General features: G+C 36.9%; 14 protein-coding genes. 11 read left to right on the top strand and 3 right to left on the bottom strand.

Going from position 1 to position 16,932, the window contains the following annotated elements; all coding sequences use genetic code 11:
* The first annotated feature begins 10 nt into the window (after nucleotides 1-10).
* From CBF37_RS07405 to CBF37_RS07385, 5 genes are all read left to right on the top strand, one after another.
* Complete coding sequence (locus CBF37_RS07405) at nucleotides 11-277, top strand: putative Se/S carrier protein (RefSeq protein WP_125984127.1); 267 nt, start codon at nucleotides 11-13, stop codon at nucleotides 275-277.
* A gap of 1 nt (nucleotide 278) precedes the next feature.
* Nucleotides 279-2,174, top strand: coding sequence for a selenocysteine-specific translation elongation factor (gene selB / locus CBF37_RS07400; RefSeq protein ID WP_125984126.1), 1,896 nt, complete (start codon nucleotides 279-281; stop codon nucleotides 2,172-2,174).
* 14 nt (nucleotides 2,175-2,188) lie between these two features.
* Nucleotides 2,189-3,343, top strand: coding sequence for an aminotransferase class V-fold PLP-dependent enzyme (locus CBF37_RS07395; RefSeq protein WP_125984125.1), 1,155 nt, complete (start codon nucleotides 2,189-2,191; stop codon nucleotides 3,341-3,343).
* Between the two features lie 7 nt (nucleotides 3,344-3,350).
* On the top strand, nucleotides 3,351-4,736 hold the full coding sequence (selA, locus tag CBF37_RS07390; RefSeq protein WP_125984124.1) for an L-seryl-tRNA(Sec) selenium transferase: 1,386 nt from the start codon (nucleotides 3,351-3,353) through the stop codon (nucleotides 4,734-4,736).
* A 339-nt stretch (nucleotides 4,737-5,075) separates the two neighbouring features.
* Nucleotides 5,076-5,288, top strand: a complete 213-nt coding sequence (locus CBF37_RS07385; protein ID WP_125984123.1) for a hypothetical protein — start codon at nucleotides 5,076-5,078, stop codon at nucleotides 5,286-5,288.
* Between the two features lie 85 nt (nucleotides 5,289-5,373).
* Here the strand turns inward: CBF37_RS07385 and CBF37_RS07380 are convergent, their stop codons facing one another.
* Both CBF37_RS07380 and CBF37_RS07375 read right to left on the bottom strand, forming a co-directional pair.
* Entirely contained in the window at nucleotides 5,374-5,730 is a 357-nt protein-coding gene (locus CBF37_RS07380; protein ID WP_125984122.1) for a hypothetical protein, read from the bottom strand.
* A 655-nt stretch (nucleotides 5,731-6,385) separates the two neighbouring features.
* Nucleotides 6,386-7,255: an RluA family pseudouridine synthase gene (locus tag CBF37_RS07375; protein ID WP_125984121.1), complete on the bottom strand. Its 870-nt coding sequence runs from the start codon at nucleotides 7,253-7,255 to the stop codon at nucleotides 6,386-6,388.
* Nucleotides 7,256-7,452: 197 nt separating this feature from the next.
* Between CBF37_RS07375 and CBF37_RS07370 the strand changes: the two genes are divergently transcribed.
* From CBF37_RS07370 to CBF37_RS07350, 5 genes are all read left to right on the top strand, one after another.
* Nucleotides 7,453-9,603, top strand: a complete 2,151-nt coding sequence (locus CBF37_RS07370) for a PBP1A family penicillin-binding protein (RefSeq protein WP_125984120.1) — start codon at nucleotides 7,453-7,455, stop codon at nucleotides 9,601-9,603.
* A 73-nt stretch (nucleotides 9,604-9,676) separates the two neighbouring features.
* Nucleotides 9,677-10,024, top strand: coding sequence for a YlbF/YmcA family competence regulator (locus CBF37_RS07365; protein ID WP_125984119.1), 348 nt, complete (start codon nucleotides 9,677-9,679; stop codon nucleotides 10,022-10,024).
* Between the two features lie 103 nt (nucleotides 10,025-10,127).
* Nucleotides 10,128-11,345, top strand: coding sequence for a metallophosphoesterase family protein (locus CBF37_RS07360; protein WP_125984118.1), 1,218 nt, complete (start codon nucleotides 10,128-10,130; stop codon nucleotides 11,343-11,345).
* Nucleotides 11,345-14,095, top strand: coding sequence for an ATP-binding protein (locus tag CBF37_RS07355; protein WP_125984117.1), 2,751 nt, complete (start codon nucleotides 11,345-11,347; stop codon nucleotides 14,093-14,095). Before CBF37_RS07360 ends, CBF37_RS07355 begins: the two co-directional genes overlap by 1 nt.
* An 11-nt stretch (nucleotides 14,096-14,106) precedes the next feature.
* Nucleotides 14,107-15,057 carry a 3'-5' exoribonuclease YhaM family protein gene (locus CBF37_RS07350; protein ID WP_125984116.1) on the top strand — a complete coding sequence of 317 codons (951 nt, stop codon included), beginning with the start codon at nucleotides 14,107-14,109 and terminating at the stop codon, nucleotides 15,055-15,057.
* A gap of 31 nt (nucleotides 15,058-15,088) precedes the next feature.
* Here the strand turns inward: CBF37_RS07350 and CBF37_RS07345 are convergent, their stop codons facing one another.
* Nucleotides 15,089-15,691, bottom strand: coding sequence for a class A sortase (locus CBF37_RS07345; RefSeq protein ID WP_125984115.1), 603 nt, complete (start codon nucleotides 15,689-15,691; stop codon nucleotides 15,089-15,091).
* 396 nt (nucleotides 15,692-16,087) lie between these two features.
* Between CBF37_RS07345 and CBF37_RS07340 the strand changes: the two genes are divergently transcribed.
* Complete coding sequence (locus tag CBF37_RS07340; RefSeq protein WP_125984114.1) at nucleotides 16,088-16,858, top strand: hypothetical protein; 771 nt, start codon at nucleotides 16,088-16,090, stop codon at nucleotides 16,856-16,858.
* The last annotated feature ends 74 nt before the right edge of the window (nucleotides 16,859-16,932 follow it).

Below are 16,932 nucleotides of genomic sequence, written 5' to 3'. Positions count from 1 at the left end.
GAGAATCATTATGGAAAGTTATGGAGTATTAGTTTTTTCAACGACACACGATGCAATGTCTACAGAAAAGGCTGTTAAAGAAAAACATTTACAAGCTAGAATTATTTCAACACCAGAACAAATCAAAGCGAGTTGTGGTTTTTCGTTAAAGTATGTACTTGCAGATGAAACTCAGATTATGCAAGTTCTTTCTGAACAAAAGATAACAGCTGAAGGTCAGTATCATGCGCAAGGTGTTGGATTAAAAATGACGTATCAAATAGTTAAGGAGTTTTAAAATGGCAGATATTGTATTGGGAACCGCGGGTCATATTGACCATGGAAAAACGACACTGGTTAAAGGGCTGACTGGTATAGAAACAGATACGACAAATGAGGAAAAACAGCGGGGATTATCCATTAATTTAGGTTTTGCATATTTGGATCTACCAAATCACCAACGTGTCGGTATAGTTGATGTTCCTGGACACGAACGGTTTATTAAAAATATGGTAGCTGGACTTCCGGGAATCGATTTGGTGTTATTAGTCATTGATGCTAATGAAGGTATCATGCCGCAAACTAAAGAACATTTAGACATTATGACCTTGTTAGGCATTAAAAATTATCTAATTGTTTTGACTAAATGTGATACAGTTGATCCTGAATTATTAGAGTTAGTTCGCGATGATATTCATGAACAACTGGCAGGTACAACTTTAGCTGATGCTCCGCTTATTGAAACCGATGCAGTCAGTGGAAAAGGCTTAGATGAGTTAAAAGAAACTGTCCAACAATTTGTTGCGGCACAACCGGATGTACCAGTTTATGGTCCAGGTCGTTTAAATGTAGACCGTTCGTTTTCTGTTAAAGGATTTGGAACAATTGTGACAGGTACTTTATTAGATGGTATTGTGGCAGTTGGTGATGAAGTAACTATTTTTCCAAACGGTAAAAGTGCCAAAATAAGAAATATTCAAGTACACGAAGAAAATCAAAAAACGGCAAGTGCTGGACAAAGAACAGCGCTTAATTTGGCGAATGTTTCAACAGAAGATGTTAAACGCGGTGATGTATTGACGAATGGTGAAACGCTTGAAACAACTTGGATGCTTGATGTTAAAGTATCTTGTTTAAAGGATTCGCCAATTGGTATTGATTTATGGAATAGGGTTCGTGTTTTGATTGGTACGCGTGAAGTATTTGCACGGGTAGTCCCGATTGGTACCGAGAGTGTTCAGCCAGGTGATGAAGGATTTATTCAACTGCGTTTGGAAGAGCAAGTCGCGGTTAAGGCCGGCGACTACTTTATTTTGAGAACGTACTCCCCTGTTATGACGATTGGCGGGGGGCAAGTATTAGACGCAGCCCCTGTAAAACATCGACGTTTTAAACAAGATGTATTAGATAGCCTAAAAGTGAAGGATGAAGGAACTTTAGATTATCTGATACTAGATTTCTTGCTTCATCAAAAAAATGCGCTTGTATCATTTAAAGAAATAGATACTTATTTTGGTCAGGATGCCGCAGAATTACAGACTATTTTGGCTGATTTAAGTGACAAACAAGAAGTAATTAAGTTGAATAATGAGCGCTGGATGAGCCAAAAACGGTTGATTATGGTTAAAACTAAGATGATTGGCTATTTGGAACAATATCATAAAAAATACCGTTTAAGAAAGGGTATGCCGATTGAAGAATTCCGCTCTAAATTACAATCAGATCTATCTAATAAGGAAATAACAGACATATTAACTTATTTAAAAGATAAACATCAGTTAGTTGTGACTAACCAATATGTAGCGTTACCAGATTTTGAAGTTATCTTTAATAAATATCAGCTCGTTGCACAAGAAAAAATAGAAACAGCACTTAAAAAATCAGGATATATGCCAATAAAAAAAGAAGAACTCATTGAATTAGATAAAAATGCAGTGTCTGTTTTAGAAGCTTTAGAAGGAGAATCAGTTATTTCTTTAACCTTTGAATATGTTATTTCTAAGGATGTGTTGGTCCATGCAATTGAAGAGGTTCGTCAATTTATTCATGAAAATGGTAAAATGACATTGGCAAATTTTCGAGATATGACACAATCAAGTCGCAAGGCATCAATGTTGATTTTAGAATATCTAGATGGGCAACACATTACGGAACGTGTTGAAAACACACGTATTTTGGTTGAAAAGAAGTCATAAGGCGGTGAGATAAGATGACAGCAGTTTATTTCGATAATGCAGCAACAACAGTTCAAAAACCAGTAGAAGTAGCTGAAAGGGTATACCAAACGATTCAATCTCAACAGTTCGGCAATCCAGCACGCGGTTCGCACGATTTTTCATTGAATAGTTTCCGTGAAGTTGAAAAAGTCAGAAATTTGGTGAAAGAGTTAGTTCATTCACCAGAAACTTACGAGGTGGTATTCGCTGCAAATGCAACGACTGCGTTAAATATGGCTATCAAGGGAACAATTCTTCGAGGGCAAAAGATAGTGACTACCACGTGGGAACATAATGCAGTATTGCGGCCGGTTTACCAAGTGGTAAAAGAACGCTCGGCGGAAGTCGAATTTATCTCCAGTACACCGATTTCAGGGGATTTGAATTATGAGGAATTTGAGCGAACAATAAAACAAATGAAGCCAGATGTAGTTATTGTCAATCACGGTTCGAATGTGACAGGGAATATATTAGATCTGACACGTATCAAGTTTTGGAAACAACAGTATGGGTTTTTGTTGATTGTGGATGCTTCACAGACGATGGGCCAGGTGTCGATAGATCTATCAGATGGGCTGATTGACATTTTGTGTTTTACAGGGCATAAATCATTGTACGGTCCAACAGGTACAGGGGGTTTGTGTGTTCGAAAAGAGTTGATGATAGAACCTCTGATTACTGGAGGAGACGGGATTCAGTCTTTTTCAATGGTTCAACCGCAAACATACCCAATATTGTTAGAAGCTGGGACTATGAACGTTGCTGGAATCAGCGGATTAGGTGCTGGATTAGAATATATTTTAGAAAAAACCCCCGCCAGGATTCAGTTGGGGCTGCAGCAATTGCGAGATGCTTTTTTAAGCGGGTTAAGCAACAATAATAATATTGTTCTCTATCAAAATGATGATTTAGTACATACAGGTGTTGTATCGTTTAATTTAGTAGGAATCGATTCAGCAGAGGTCAGCAACTATCTTTGGGAGCATCATCAGATTGCTACTAGACCGGGTTATCACTGTGCCCCCAAAATGCACGAGGTGTTAGGAACAAAAAAAACCGGAACTGTCCGCTGTTCTTTTTCAAATTTTAACACGTATGAAGAAATTGAACATGTTACCCAAATAATAAATGAACTAAGTAGAAAGTAGTGAAATTATGGTAAATAGACAGTTACTGTCACAACTTCCATCAGTGAATGAATTGCTGAATCAGTCAGGACAGTTAATAGAAAATTACACACTATCAGTAACAAAAGATGTCATTCAGAAGTGTTTAAAGGAGATACGTATAGAGATTTTGGACGGTACGCGCAATGTGTTGCCGACTGCTGATGAATTCTACCAAAGAATTACGGAAAAACTGCAACAGCAGGCAGCTTATTCACTAAAAGTTGTTGTGAACGGTACAGGAACGATTGTTCACACTAATTTAGGTAGATCTTTACTTAGTCCTAAGTTGAAAACTCAGCTGCTTGAAACGGCTTGTTCTTACACAAATTTAGAGTATGATTTGTCAGAGGGGAGACGTGGCTCAAGGTATCAGCACCTGGAAGGTATCATAAAACAACTGACAGGCGCAGAAGATGTTTTGGTAGTTAATAATAATGCTGCTGCGGTATTGTTAGTATTGGGTACACTTGTTCCAGAAAAGGAAGTCGTGGTATCGCGCGGTGAATTAGTGGAGATTGGAGGGTCATTCCGTATACCAGAAGTTATTAAAATGGGCGGTGGAAGTGTTAGTGAAGTTGGTACAACAAATAAAACACACCTATCTGATTATGCCACTGCTATTACGGAAAATACGGGCGCACTGATGAAAGTTCATACGAGTAATTATCGTATTGTAGGTTTCACTGAAGCACCGAGTATTGAAGAACTGTCTGAATTAGCACATCAACATGGTTTGCCGTTAATCAATGATTTAGGCAGTGGTTTGTTTTATGATTTACAGCAATTTGGGTTGCCGTATGAACCAACGATAAAAGAGGCACTTGATCAAGGGTGTGATGTTGTGACATTCAGCGGCGATAAGTTGTTGGGCGGCCCGCAAGCGGGAATAATAGTTGGTAAGAAAAAGTACATTGAGCCAATGAAAAAAAATCAGTTACTGCGAGCTCTGCGAGTTGATAAAATGACATTGTCCATGCTAGAAGCAACGTTGCATTGTTATGCTGATTCAGACCTAGCTTTTAGAGAAGTACCCACATTACAAATGATAGGTTTATCAGCAGTGGAATGTCAGCATCGTGCTGAACAATTATTTGAAAAAATTCAATCGTTGAATTTACCATTGCAAGCTGAAATTCTGGCAGAAAAAAGTAACATTGGTGGCGGATCATTTCCAGAATATTATTTGGATACTTTTGTTGTCGCCTTGTACTCTGATAGATTTTCAGCGGCTGAATTAGAAGAAGCTTTACGTTTAGCTGAAACACCGATTATTGTTCGAGTTAAAAACAATCAAATATTGATAGACGTACGAACACTGCTGTCTGGTGATGATGATACGTTATGCAAGGAACTGTCTACAGTGTTCCAGTAATTTAAAATACTTTATCAGATCTTTTTTAGTATCAAATTATGTTACGCTACACGACAAATAAAGTTGTTGGTCCGTATTGTTAGGATAAAAATTGGTAATCATTAAATTTTTTAAAGGCAGATTTATCGTTGCCAGTATTGCTCCGTCATTAGTCTGGTTAATGGATTACTGATGGATTCAATTTGAATATGTTTAGAAACGTTTAGAAGCAGGTTAAATTTTAATTCATTGATATCCGATAAAATTGATGAAAAGGACTAATAAACTCATATTGATTGTTAATATTTTTATTTTTTTAGTTTAGTTTTTTCTAACTTTAAAAGTAAAGGAGGAATTTTTATGTCAGAAAAAGAATTGTTAAAATCAGAGAAAATCCGCATAAAAAATGATAAATTACGTTCACAAGGAAAGAAACCTTTAAAAGGCTGGGATAAAATGGTGAACACAGGTTTTAGTGGTGGTGGCGCTGGAGTTACCGGTGGACTTAACGGTAGTTCTATAAATATTGATAATATGGATGCAACTATCGAAGAACAAAAAAGTAAAAGATAGTTATTTAATAATTTAGTAGACATAATACAGATATAAAAAACAGCCGTATCTTAGGATGATACAGCTGTTTTTTAACTTCTGACATTTAATCGTCTTTTTTTTGAAAAATAATAGAGATTTTATCTTTATTTTGTTTGTAGCGTGAGTAAGTATAAAACATCCCGCCGATAATCAAAGCAATACCGTATCCGTAGACACCGTTCCAAAAGATGATGGTGTTAAAGACTGCAAAGATAGTCAATGCAACAAAATAAGAGATGTACATTCTAAACATTAAACCTTTTGTATTGATTGTTTCGAAATACTTATTCCAGTCACTTTCTGACAAGCCTTGGCTTTTTTGCTTTAATTTAAAAAAAACGGTTAACAAGACCGCACCTAACAGTGATGCTAATTTAATTGAGATAATAAATATAAGTAGTGTTGAAATGATAAATAGCATATAGTCTCCCTTAAATGGATGCAGACGCAAAATACTTTGTGTCTGTCTTTCTTTATTGTTTCCTATTGTAACATAAGATAAGGTAAATATTAGGTTTTTTCACTTAAAAAGAAGAGACTGGAAAGTGTCTCGATGGAAGTTTGGATTAAGCTGGGTACATACACAATAAGAAATAACTGATTAAACTCCAATTATATAGTCTGGTTATTTAAGAATAATTGACATTTTAGGTACTAAACCAGTGTACTGTCTGGACCACTTCAACAGGTTGGACCAAGTTTAGGCATTGTTCTAAAAATGCTGGTATCGTTTGTATTATTAGTAATTATGCACAAAGGGGTATATGGTCGTTTTTTTAATTATTAATCCCTCCAATGTGTGTTTTTTTCGGATTTAAAAATAGAATGATTTACGTCAAAAGTTCGGATTTACCCTATTAAAGAGATTAATTTACTTGGATAGCCGTCGCTTCATTTATGCTAACTAGTATTAGGCTAGTTGCTACACTTCTCTATCAATGGCTGCCGCCGATATTATTTGTCGCGCTATTCAGTTTGCATACATCAAGTTGCGCGGGTGATTTTTATTATTAATTAATTTTAAGCAAGGCTCCTAATGCTTGTTCAGTGGAAGACACCTCAGCTGGCATGACGATTTACAATTCAGAAAGCTGATGTGCTGTTTTTATATTAACAGGTACTTTAGTAAAAGGGTGAATGAGTGACAGCTCCTTCGCGTGCAGCTGTAGTCGAGGTGCTGTTTTTCCTTGCTGTTGATACAAAGGGTCACCGACAATCGGGTGTCCAATGGAACTTAGGTGAACACGGATTTGATGGGTACGACCTGTGTCTAATTGACAGGTTACCCATGATGTTTCAGAATTTATTGCTTCCTCAGTGACATGTGTAATTGCGCGCTGACCTCCCTTTTGATCAATAACCCGTTTCCTTCTATCATGCCGATGTCTGCCGATTGGTTTATCAATAATGATGGTCTTTTGAGGTAAGTGTCCGACTATTTCAGCTTCATAGGTCCGCTGTATTTTCTTTTGCTCCAGCATGCGGCCTAAAACAGGTAAAATAATTGGATTTTTCGCAAATAAAATAGCTCCACTTGTTTCTTTATCCAAACGATGGACGACATAGGGTAATTGATTTTGAGGGGAAAGATATGCCGCTAAATCATTTAATAATGTATTTTTTTCATCAGGTTGATTTGGGTGAGTCTTTACACCAGCCGGTTTATCAACAATAATGATGTGTTCGTCTTCCCAAAGAATATTTATTATTTTAGCTTTGCCGGGATGTATCAGAGGTTGAGTGTAATCTGCTGCTTCAAAGGTTAGTGTAATAATATCACCAGGGTAAGCCATATCATGGAACATAGCGGTTTTCCCGTTGCGTGTGACATTTTTTCGTATACGTAAAAAATGACGTGTTTTACGAGGAATTAGCCATTCGTTTTCAAGAAGATCACGAATAGCTGTTGGCTGGTAATGGGGTGATAAAGTAATTGATAATTTCATTTAATGTGACTCCTTAGTAGATATTCTTTGATTAATTTACTGTTTTTTAAAGATTGTAACACATAAAATTAATAACTTTGTGTTAAACTATTGCGGATGAGTCAGTCTTTAGACTCATTAACAAGCACATGATTTATGCTAAACTAAGCAAGAATAATTTGCAAGATTTCATGTATACGCATGATAAAGGAGAGACTATGGACGTAAAAAAAATAATGACAGCCTGCAGAGAGAAATTGCAGCAGTTTTGGGCGTGGTTCAAGCCCCATTTTGCGACATTCCATGCTTGGCGAAAGCGCCTCTGGAAAAAATATCATATTAATAAAATAATTTTATTATTAGCTTTATCTGTCACATTAATTACAAGTATCTATTTATTTTATCTGGCTAAAACAGCCAATATTGATACGTTAAAATCTGGTCTGCAGCAAGTAACGACTATCTATGATAAGGATGGTGATGAGGCTGGAACACTGTCAGTGTACGGGGCTAAAGGCAGCTTTGTCTCAATAGACCAAGTGTCTCCCTATATTAAAGATGCCGTTATTTCAACAGAAGATCGGCGATTTTATGAACATCACGGATATGATGTTAAGGGGATTGCCAGAGCAGCTGTTCGTAGTGTGATCAATCGTAATGCGAGCGGCGGTGGTGGGAGTACCATCACACAGCAACTAGCCAAAAATGCTAAATTGACACAGGAGCAAACGGTAACACGGAAAGCGAAAGAATTATTTTTAGCAATCGAGATTGAAAAAAAATATTCAAAAGATGAAATTTTAGAGATGTATTTAAATAAATCTTATTTTGGGAATGGTGTCTGGGGTGTTCAAGATGCGTCACGCAAATACTTCGGTAAAGATGCTAAAGATGTTACGGTTGATGAAGCAGCAGTGTTAGCGGGAATGTTGAAAGGACCAAGTATTTATAATCCGATTGATCATATGGATCGTGCGGTAGCACGCCGCGATACTGTATTATCGGTAATGGTTGATAATGGTAAATTGGATGATGCTACAGCAAAAAAACTAATGAAAGAGCCTTTATATGTTAATGATACTTATCAGCCGAATCATGATTCATATCGCTATCCGTCATATTTTGATGCAGTAATTGACGAAGCTGTTCGTGTCACTAAGCTTAAAGATGACGATATTTCAAACGGTGGGTATAAAATATTTACAGCACTCGATCAAAAATATCAGCAAGGCATGGATCAAACGTTTGCTAATGATAGTCTATTTCCAGCAAACGCGGCAGATGGTGCCATTGTAGAAGGAGCTTCCATTGCCTTAAATCCAAAAAATGGTGGTGTAATGGGTGTTATTGGTGGTCGTGAATATCAATACCGTGGTTGGAATCGTGCAATGGATTCTAACTTATCGCCTGGTTCAACGATGAAACCTTTATCTGTATATACATCAGCTTTAGAAGCAGGGTATAAACCTGAAGATATGTTGAAAGACCAGGCTTTAGATTATTATGATGTACAAAACTATTCACGAACTTATAGCGGCGAAGTGCCGATGTACGAAGCATTGGCACAGAGTTTAAATGCACCAGCTGTTTGGCTGCTACATGAGATAGGGATTGACCGAGGTTTTAAAAAATCAGAACAATTTGGAATCAAGCTTGATGAAAAGGACCGTTATTATGGCTTAGCTCTCGGCGGGTTGACTAAGGGAACCACCCCAGCTGCAATGGCAAGTGCCTATGGTGTTTTTGCTAATGAAGGGATTCGTTATGACCCACACTTTATTACGCGGATTGAGGACTCGACAGGAACAATTATTTATGAGAATGCTAAGTCAAAAGAAACACGTGTAACAACACCGGAGGTCGCCAATACAATGACAAGTATGCTGCAAGGTGTTTTCAGTTCTGGTACAGGGATTGAGGCAAGTCCCAGCGGGTATACAATCGCCGGAAAGACTGGAACAACAGAAAATATAAGTGCTGACGGAATGTCTAAAGATCAGTGGATTATTGGCTATACGCCAGATGTTGTCGTTGCAACGTGGATGGGCTTTGACAAGAGCGGAAAAGATCACTATTTAACTGGTTCAAGTGGTAGCTTGTTATCAAGTATTTTTAAAGACGAGATGCAGCGTGTGCTGCCCTCATCACCTAACACCCCGTTTTCAGTTCAAGATGTCAATCAACAGAATCAGACAACAGAAGAAAGCGGTCGTGATTGGGACGAATTAGGCGGAAAAGTTAAAGACGGTGCGAATTCATTTAGTGATACCGTTAAAGATGGTGTGAATAAAGTAACTGATGGCATCAAAGAAGGTGCGGATCGGGTTGGTGAAGCCTGGGATAACATACGTGGACGATTTTCAAGGTAATCAATAGGAAATTGAAAAGAAGCATGTTACAATAAGCACGTAGTAAATTTATAGGATAAGAAGGAGAGTTATCATGACAGTAAATATTTATGATACAGCTAACCAATTAGAAAAAGAAATTCGCGAAACTGAAGAATACAAAGCATTGCAATTAGCTTTTACTAATATGAAAGCTGACGGAGCAGTCTATGAATTGTTTAAAGAATTCCAAATGCTTCAAATGACTTTACAACAAAAACAAATGCAAGGGATGGAAATCTCTGATGAAGATATTGCCGCTTCACAAGAAATGGCAGAACGTGTCAAAGAATCTGGTTTAATTCAAGAATTAATGGAAAAAGAACAAGCTTTTAGTGCAGTAATTAATGATTTAAACCGTGTCATTATGGCACCAGTTCAAGAATTATATCAAATGGATTAAGATACAAACAGGTAAGGGTGGTTAAGTTGATAAGCTTACCACCTTATTTTTTTCTAGAAAAATCATGATAAACTAGGTATGATAGTTAAGAAGGAGTGATGATATGAAATTCATTCATACAGCTGATTTACATATTGATCAGCCATTTTCGGGCATCGATGTTAGTAATGAACCTATCCAACAATTAGTGAACCATGCCAATCAGACAGTGCTTCATCGTATTGTGGACCAATGTATTGAAGAATCCGTTGATTTTTTATTGATTGTCGGTGATACATTTCATCAATCGGTATCTTCTATTCGAACACAAGCAATAATCATTGAAGAATTTAAGCGTTTAAAGGATTATGATATTTTTGTTGTGTTGTCATTCGGTAATCACGATTACTATACAGATAATCGATACTGGTTTGATTGGCCTGAGAATGTGGTATGGTTTACAGAAGAACAGGTAACAACCAAAAAGTTAACTTTAAAAAATAATGAAACAGTCGCAATCAGTGGATTTTCTTACCAAAATAAATGGGTAACTGATACCAAAGCGCTTGAGTTTCCAATGCGCGATCAGTCAACTGATTATCATATTGGTTTTTATCATGGTCAACCAGAAAGAGAAGGGAACTATGCCCCTTTTGTTGTATCTGATTTGTCTCCCAGTTATGATTACTGGGCGCTGGGACATATTCATAAAAGTGAAGTTATTCGGGAACATCCGGCGACTGTTTATCCTGGAACACCGCAAGGACATAACCGTAAAGAAACGCAAGGAAGAGGGATTGTTTCTGTTACTGTTGACAATGGGCAGACGAGCTATGAGTTTACACCAAAAGCAGTTATCGGTTGGGACAATGTCATGATTAATGTGGAAAGTGTTAAAAATCGGCAGGAATTACTATCGGTCGTATTAGATTACTTAGCATCGATTACGACTGATTCTTATGATTTATTAGCCATTAATTTGTCATTGCAATGCGGAAAATCGGAACAATTGCTTGAGCTTCAACAGGATCAAAAGGCGATATTAGAATATATTCAAAAAAAAGTATTGCTTTTGTCCGATAATCAAAAATGTCTGGTTAAATTAACTCTACAAGAATCTTTTAAAGATGAATTGATTATGGGGTTTGAATCTAGCTTAATTGATGATTTGAGTCGTCGTTTCTTTTCAAGCGATCAATTTAACCGTGTTGGTAGCGATTTGCTACAGCAGCCGGCCTTGGCAAAATATTTGGAGTGGACAGAACAGGATATCAATGATTGTCTACAGCATAGTAATCAATTGATTAAAGATAAAATACGTTTTAAAAGCGAGGTAAACTAATGAAAATACTCAGTTTACACATTCAAGGATTCGGCCAGTTTGAGAACCAATCGTTTTATTTAACAGATGGCTCTCAGCTGATTTACGGAGGTAATGAATCCGGTAAGTCAACTATTTACCAATTCATACGAACTATGTTGTTTGGTTTTCCAAAAAAACGTGAACAAGTTAGAGATTTTGAGCCTATTTCGGGAGCTGCTTATGGCGGTAGAATAGAAATAGAGCATCCCGTCTATAATCAGTTTACAATTGAGCGGTTTAAAAACAAGAATAAAGGCCAAGCATCTGTAACGTTGTCAGATGGTCAAACCGGACAAGAAGCTTTGCTTGAAAAAATCTTAAATCCATTAACTAAGGAATTGTTTGATCAAGTATTCAGTTTTCAACAAGAACAGTTGACCGATTTGGCTCAGCTAGACGAAGTGAGACTGCAGCACCTGTTATTATCTGTTGGTTTAACTGGGAGTGGTGAATTAACTAAAATCAGTGATGATTTATTAAAGGATCGTCAACAAATTTATAAACCGACTGGACGTTTGCCTAGATTAAATCAGGAATTAAAAGCTTTTCGTGAATTAGAAGCCAAGATTACAGATGTTGAAAAGCAAGAATCGACATATCAAACGAAGCTGTCATTGCTTGGAGAATTGGAAGAAAAGGTACTGCATCTAGAAAATCAGCATGACCAAGTAATGACCGCCAGTCGCCGATTGGCTGAACAGCAAAAGCGGTTTGCGATGTATGTGGAGTATACAACGCTAAAGACTGAAGCAGAAGCTACTAAACCAACAGATCAATTAACGGTTATGAAGGTACAAGATGGTCTTCAAGAGTATCGGTTTTTAGAGAAAAAAGAAAAGGATATGATGGCACAGCAAGCAGAGCAGACGAGTAATGTTTCACCTGCCTTTGTTTTTTATTTGGATAATCAAGAGCTTTTTGAAAAGGCACTTGTTGATCAAATGACTGTAGAAACATTGACTGAGCGACGCCAATTAGTTGCAGAGCAAGTATTGGCGGATAATCGTAAGATCGATGCGTTATGCAGTACATATGGAATGCAGCGTGGTGTTACAGATGAGCCATTGAATCAGCAGATTATTAAGGAAATCGAAGAAGTATCTGAACGTGAAGAACTAATTACGCGTGAGAAGATTATTCTTGGTAACGAAAGCAGCCGATTAGGTATTCGTCAAAAAGAACTAAATCAGCAACTGAATGCTATCGAAAAAACAATGGTTGAACAAGAAGGTGAGTCGCAAGCGGCACCTAAACATGTTTCTGGGATGACCCTAGCACAAATAGTCGGTGCAGGTTTAGTTGCTGTCGGAGTCATCTGTCTGCTGTTGACCGTTTTATTACCGAAGCTAATTTTAATTGTACCAGCAATTATTTTTACTGGTGCAGGTGTTATCAGTTGGATGCAGACAAAACCTCAAAAGGGAGGTCAACCGCCTATTCAAGATATGAATCCGATGATGTCAAGAGATCATTATCGCTTGCAGTTAGCGGAAGCGGATGAATTAGAGTACGAACTGAATAAAATATCGGAAAAGCTAGATACTGTTAGTAATCAGCTGACAGTGATTGAAGACCAAAAGGCCATTTGGCATAAATTATACGGATTTACCTCAACAGATACGTTGGCTAGCTGGCTGACTAAAATACCGGTTGTTGTTCAGCTTCAAGAGTTGCAGGAAAAAGCTGAGTCAAGTCAATTACAACTGGATCAGATTGATAATGAGTTGACAATGTATAGTGAGCAGTTGAATTTTGCACGTCAATGGCTTAATTTAGAAGTAAATACAATTAGAGAACAATACTTGATTGTACGTGATTTTGTAACCGATCAGCAAAAAGCGGCTCAAACAGAACGTGTGAACTATGCACAAACTGAATCATATCAACAATCATTAATTAATTTACGATACGAACGGCAAGCATTATTGGAACAATTGATACATGTGATTGAAGATTCCGCAGTAACGAACGTTGATGGTATTGTGACGTGGATTGCTCGTCAAACGGATTGGCAGAATAATCAGCAGCAGGCGGAGGAACTTGCATTGCGCTTGGAAGAATATTTTGATTTATCAAAATCTTACGAACTTGCAGCAATCAGTGATAGCCTAATTAAGGCATCAACTGAGAAGGAACAGCTTGAACAACAGATGGTTAAAACCAGAGATGATTTACAAGCTGTTCGTTATGAGATTACAGCGATGGAAAAAAATGGGACATTAGATTATTTGTATCAAGAACGCGAAAATTACTTAACAGTTATCAAACAGCTGTCTGATGAATGGCTGAGCATCCGATTAGCTGAAGAAACGATTCAAGAATTATTCCAATTTCTTTCAGATCAACAGCTGCCAAGTTTATTAAAAGCAGCATCTAATTATTTTAATTTGCTTACTCAAGAAAAATACAATCAGATTATCGTCAATGAAGGACAGTTAGTTGTAAAAGATCGTCAGCGTCGTGTACTACATATCGAACAGTTATCGACAGGCACAAAAGATCAAATGTACATTGCTTTTCGTTTAGCATTTATCCAGATGCATCAACGAGATTATGGCAGTCCTTTAATTATCGATGATGGCTGGCTTCACTTCGACAAAGAGCGCAAAGAAACTTTGTTTAAGCTAATACAAGTTTTAGGCAAAGAGTCACAGGTCATCTGTTTATCATCAGATATAAGTATGAAGCAGTTTTTCGATGAAACCAAACAAACAGTTATTACGCTGTAAGGAGTTAAAGAATGAAAAAATTAAGAGAATTAGTTGTCGATGAAACTTTTGAAATGTTCGTCTTATTAAAAACAGCAGATGTTCGTGTTGCGAGAAACGGCAAGAAATTTATCGCATTTACGTTTCAAGATACATCAGGTACTATTGATGGAAAATATTGGGGTGCGACAGAGGAAGAAATCGAAAAATTTACGGTTGGCAATGTCGTTTTTCTTGGTGGGAAGCGTGAAACATATCAAAATATGCCACAGGTAAAAATATTGCATTTACGTTTGGCACAAGAAGACGAACCTAGAGACCCTGTACTCTATATGGAAAAATCACCCGTAGATAGTGATGAGATGCGTGAAGAAATCAATCAATTTTTATTTGCGATTGATCACGGTAAATGGCACCGAATTGTGCGTCACGTTTTATCAAAGTATCAGCAAGAATTTTTTGAGTTCCCAGCAGCTAAAAGAAACCATCATGCGTTTGCGGGTGGTCTCGCTTATCATACAGTGACTATGCTGCGTTTAGCTAAGGCTGTTTGTGAACAATATGCAGAAGTTAATCCAGCATTGCTGTATGCTGGAACAATCCTTCATGACTTAGGCAAGGTCAAAGAATTAAGCGGTGCAGTATCAACTGAATATACGCTGGCTGGGAATCTTTTAGGGCATATTGTTATGGCTGATGAAGAAATTACAAAAGCCTGTGTCGAGTTGTCTATCAATGAGCAGGATGAAGATGTTTTAATTTTGAAGCATGTTGTTCTAGCGCATCATGGATTGCTGGAGTATGGTTCACCTGTTCGACCTAAAATCATGGAGGCTGAAATACTGCATCAGATTGATAATCTAGATGCTTCTATTCAAATGATGTTAGGTTCGTTAAAACAAGTCAGTCCAGGGGAATATACAGAACGTATTTTTGGTTTAGATCATCGTAATTTTTATTTGCCGAACTTTAAAGATAATTAAAAAGCACAACCGCTTTAAGCGGCTGTGCTTTTTAATTGCTTTGAGGTAGTTTGAAAGCACTGGTCATGTCTTTAGTAGCAGCATCACCAGCTGCTACTTTCACTAACTCTCCTTGAACAATCAAACGGTTAGCACCTGTAACATCACAGGTTACGAGTGTGACCATACGTTTTCCAGGGACGTCATCGATAACTTCAACACGTGTTGGTTCAACGTATTCTTTCATTGTTACTTTATACTCGTAAATATATTCTAAGTCAGTTAGAAAAATAGAACTGCCTTTTTCCACTCGAACCAACGGTGCAAACAATAATTTAGGATCATACATATAATGGCTGGCTAAGCCGTAGTTACCCTGGCCCATGATTTGGTCCTCTTTCATCGTGCCGGCACCGACAGCGATACTGTAATTTGAAATTCCCTTAAAAATTGGCAAATTAAGTTCGACACTAGGAATAGCAATGCCACCTAGAACATGCATGTTAGCAGTGTTCTTTCGAGCTTCCGCTACGAGATTAAAATCGAGCGATTGAACATTGTCGAAGTTAAAAGTAGCTTCTTTTTTCTTATTTGCCTCAATATCTTTAGCTGTATATTTTTCCACCGTAAATTTATCTGTTGTTTGTTTGACCATATAATTTTTTATTTGGTTATTAAATATTAGAGCTAATCCGACCAAAAGTAAACAGAAAATAAGTAGATTTGTAATGAAGTTTTTAATTCGTGTTCCCCATGTTTTGGTTGGCTTTTTATGTTTGTGTTTTTGAGAACGTGTGGTTTGTTTGTTAGAGGATTGCTTTTTTGCGATGACACTCCCCTCCTTTTCATTGTTACTTTATCATAACATAGACTTTTTATAAAGTGGATAAGATGGAATTATTTTTTGTGTTACGTGATTGCTTCAGAATTTGTTTTAGAGATGAAATGTTGTAATATAAACTTAATGTGTTTACGGCAACATTTTGTTAAAAAAAAGTGGTATAGTTAATAATAACAGATTGGTAGAAAAGTCCAGAAAGAGGTGTGTTTGTTGCGTAATTATACTTATGTTCATTTAGATCAAATGAGTAATTCTGTATTGTCTCGTGGAATCACACATCGTGATTTTTATAATTATACATTACATCGGCCTCAAAACATTTTATTATTAAATGGCGATGATCGAAGTGGTGACTATGAAATACATACAGGTTTTCGCGTTGTTCGAGGTGCGCGGGAGGTAGATAATTATTTAGCAGAGGCCAGTCAACGAATATCGACCGGAACAAAGTGGATTGATTTTGAAGAGTATGATGTACTGCAGCGTTTAACAGCTAATGAAATTGCTGAATTGCTTTATTTCGGTCATATGAATTCTCAATTAAGTTCACCGTTTTTTTATAAATTACAAAATAATTATGCTTTCTTTGAAGTAAATGATAAAACCACAAAAATTTATTTTCGTAATATCGAAAATTTTTATCGAATTTTATCCGAAAAGTTAACAAATCAGACTGATGCGAAATTAAATTCATCAGTGTCTTTTTTTAGAAAAAAAATAGACGTGTTAGAAATTCCGGAAGAACTGATTAATCGATTGAAATTAACAATGCAGGAAGGCGTTGTTTTTGATACGGCCCAGGTTGGATTAAAAAATGGGTTTTATCATATTCCGATTTATATTGTTGAAGATAATCTTAGAAAATTAGATCAGCCAGTATTTAAAACGGAAGAACAAATTGGGATATTGAGTTATGATTCTGGACATAAAAAATGGTCGCTGCAAAAAGAGCAATTCGACTCTTTTTACGCATTGAGTTGATAAGAGAACCGGTGTGCAAAAATGCATAACGGTTTTTTTAGTTAATTAATTTATCCTCTTGACTATGTTTTTTT

This window comes from Vagococcus vulneris, assembly GCF_003950515.1.
Lineage (GTDB): Bacteria > Bacillota > Bacilli > Lactobacillales > Vagococcaceae > Vagococcus > Vagococcus vulneris.
Note: the sequence above shows the minus strand (reverse complement) of the source record. Positions and strands in the feature narration are given on the sequence as shown.